The sequence below is a fragment of the Streptomyces tricolor genome (genome assembly GCF_002155905.1).
Taxonomy (GTDB): Bacteria; Actinomycetota; Actinomycetes; order Streptomycetales; family Streptomycetaceae; genus Streptomyces; species Streptomyces tricolor.
In genome coordinates this window covers 1-2,292 of sequence record NZ_MUMF01000663.1, presented here as the reverse complement: position 1 = coordinate 2,292, position 2,292 = coordinate 1, and the positions used below count along the sequence as shown (strand labels likewise).

General features: G+C 77.1%; 3 protein-coding genes. All 3 read right to left on the bottom strand.

Features of this window, described 5'->3' with window-relative positions; translation table 11 throughout:
* Positions 1-867: glycosyltransferase (locus CCN44_RS36795; protein ID WP_244204024.1), on the bottom strand; the 867-nt coding region annotated here is incomplete at its 3' end.
* Entirely contained in the window at positions 864-1,625 is a 762-nt protein-coding gene (locus CCN44_RS36790; RefSeq protein WP_189397199.1) for a polysaccharide deacetylase family protein, read from the bottom strand. The genes CCN44_RS36790 and CCN44_RS36795, both read right to left, overlap by 4 nt.
* The coding region (locus CCN44_RS36785) for a lipid II flippase MurJ (protein WP_276329142.1) at positions 1,609-2,292 on the bottom strand (684 nt) is incomplete at its 5' end. The genes CCN44_RS36790 and CCN44_RS36785, both read right to left, overlap by 17 nt.

Below are 2,292 nucleotides of genomic sequence, written 5' to 3'. Positions count from 1 at the left end.
GTTCGGGGTGGCCGGGCCGTCGGGCAGGCCGTGGCCGTACGACCCGTCTGGCAGGTCCGCGTCGGGTGCGCTGTCGGGTGGGCTCTGGCCGTCGGGCAGGCGTGGGCCGGACGAGCCGTCGGGCAGGTCCGGGCTGGGTCCCGCCGCCCGCGCGGCGCGGCGCAGGGCGGGCTCCTCCGGGCCGCCACCGACCAGCAGCAGCACGCAGTCGGCGGGCAGTTCGGCGAGGGCGCGGATCAGGACGTCGAAGCGTTTGCCGGGGACGAGCCGGCCGACCCCGCCGATGACGAACGCGTCGGCGGGCAGCCCGAGGTGCGCGCGGGTGCGCCGCCGGGCGTCGGGGTCGTAGGCGAACCGGGTCAGGTCGATGCCGTTGGGGACGACCGCGATGCGCGGCTCGGGCACCCCCCAGCGGGCGAGCCGCCCGGCGACCGTGGGGGAGACCGCGACGGTGCACCGGCCCAGCCGTTCGCCCAGCAGATACAGCGCGCGCACTCCCGCGGTGAGCGGCCGGCCCTCCATCTGCGAGTCGCCGAGGGAGTGTTCGGTGGCGACGACCGCGCGGACCCCGGCCAGCCGGGCGGCGATCCGGCCGTACAGACAGGCCCGGTACAGGTGGGTGTGCACCAGGTCGTACCGGCCGCGCCGGACGATCCGGGCCAGCCGGGGCAGCGCGGCCAGGTCGCGGTTGCCGGCCATGCCGAGGTGGGTCACCCGCACCCCGTCGGCCGCCAGCCCGTCGGCCACCGGCCCGGGGTTGGTCAGCGTCACCACCTCGCTCTCGACCGGCAGGTGGCGCAGCAGCAGCCGGAGTTGCTGCTCGGCACCGCCCACCCCGAGCCCGGTGATGATGTGCAGCGCCTTCACCGCAGCCCCTCGACGGGCCGCCGCCGCAACCGGTGCAGCCGGCGCTTCAGGAACAGGCGCACGGCGGTGTCGTTCTGCCCGATGTGCACGCGCGGCAGCACGTGCGGGCCGCTCAGCCGGCCGGGGTCGATGGCGCAGGCGTAGCCGTAACCGGCCTCCCGCACGGCCGCCACGGCGCGCCGGTCGACCGTGCCGTACGGGTAGCAGAACCCGGTGACCGGGGCGCCGGTCAGCTCCTCCAGCACCGCCCGGCTCTCGGCGGCCTCGGCCTTCAGCCGGGTGTCGTCGGCCCGGGTCAGATCGACGTGGGTGAGGCCGTGCGAGCCGATCTCCATGCCCGCGGCGGCGGCCCGCCGGATGCCGTCGGCGGTCAGCAGCGGCTTGCGCGGGCCCAGCGGGTCCCAGTCGTTGGCGCCGCCGAGCCGGCCGGGCAGCACGAACAGGGTGGCCGTGCACTCCCAACGGGCCAGCACCGGCAGGGCGTTGCCGAGGAAGTCGGCGTACCCGTCGTCGAAGGTCAGCCCCACCAGGTCCCGCCCCGCGCCGCGGGCCCGGGCGGCGAGCAGCTCGGCCACCGACACGCCGCGCAGCCCCCGCCGGCGCAGCCAGCGCAGCTGCCGCTCCAGCCGGTCGGGGCTGACCGTGACGCGGTAGGGGTCGTCGGAGCAGTCGCCGACCGAGTGGTACATGGCGATCCACGGAACCGGGCCGGGGACGAGGGCCCGGGCGCGGGCCGGGAACTCAACGGAGGACGGCATGGGCGAGCCTTCGGGAGAGGGTGCGTACGGAACGGAGTGCGGGTGCGAAGCCCTGGGCGCCGAGGGCCCGGCCGAGCAGGACGAACACGACGGCCACCGTGGTGCCGCCGGCGGCCAGCCCGGCGAGCGGATCCGACGGCAGGCCCGCCGCCAGCCCGCCGGCCAGGGCGGCCGCCACCGCCGCCCCCAGCGGCCGGATCAGCTCGCGCAGCACGGGCCCGGTCCGGATGGGCACGCTGCGCCGCCGCATGCCGGCGAGCAGCAGGGCGGCGGTGAGGGTGATGCCGGCGGCGTTGGCCGCGGCGATCCCGGTGGTCCCCCGGGAACCGACCGTCCATGCGCCGATCCAGGAGGTCGCGACGATGCCCGCGGCCATCGCGGCCACCGGGTACCAACTGGCGCGGCCCGCCGAGAAGTAGGAGCGGACCAGGACGCCGGTCAGGGTCTGGCCGAGCAGGCCCAGCGCGTAGACCCGCATCACACCGGCGGTCACCGCGGTGTCCCGGGCCGTGAACGCGCCGCGCTGGAACAGCAGCTCGATCAGCTGCGGGGCACAGGCGACGATCGCGGCCGTACCGAGCAGCACCAGGCAGCCGGCCAGCGCGAGATCCCGCTCCACCCGGTCCCGGGCCCGCTCGGTGTCGCCGTCGGCCAGCGCCCGCGCCAC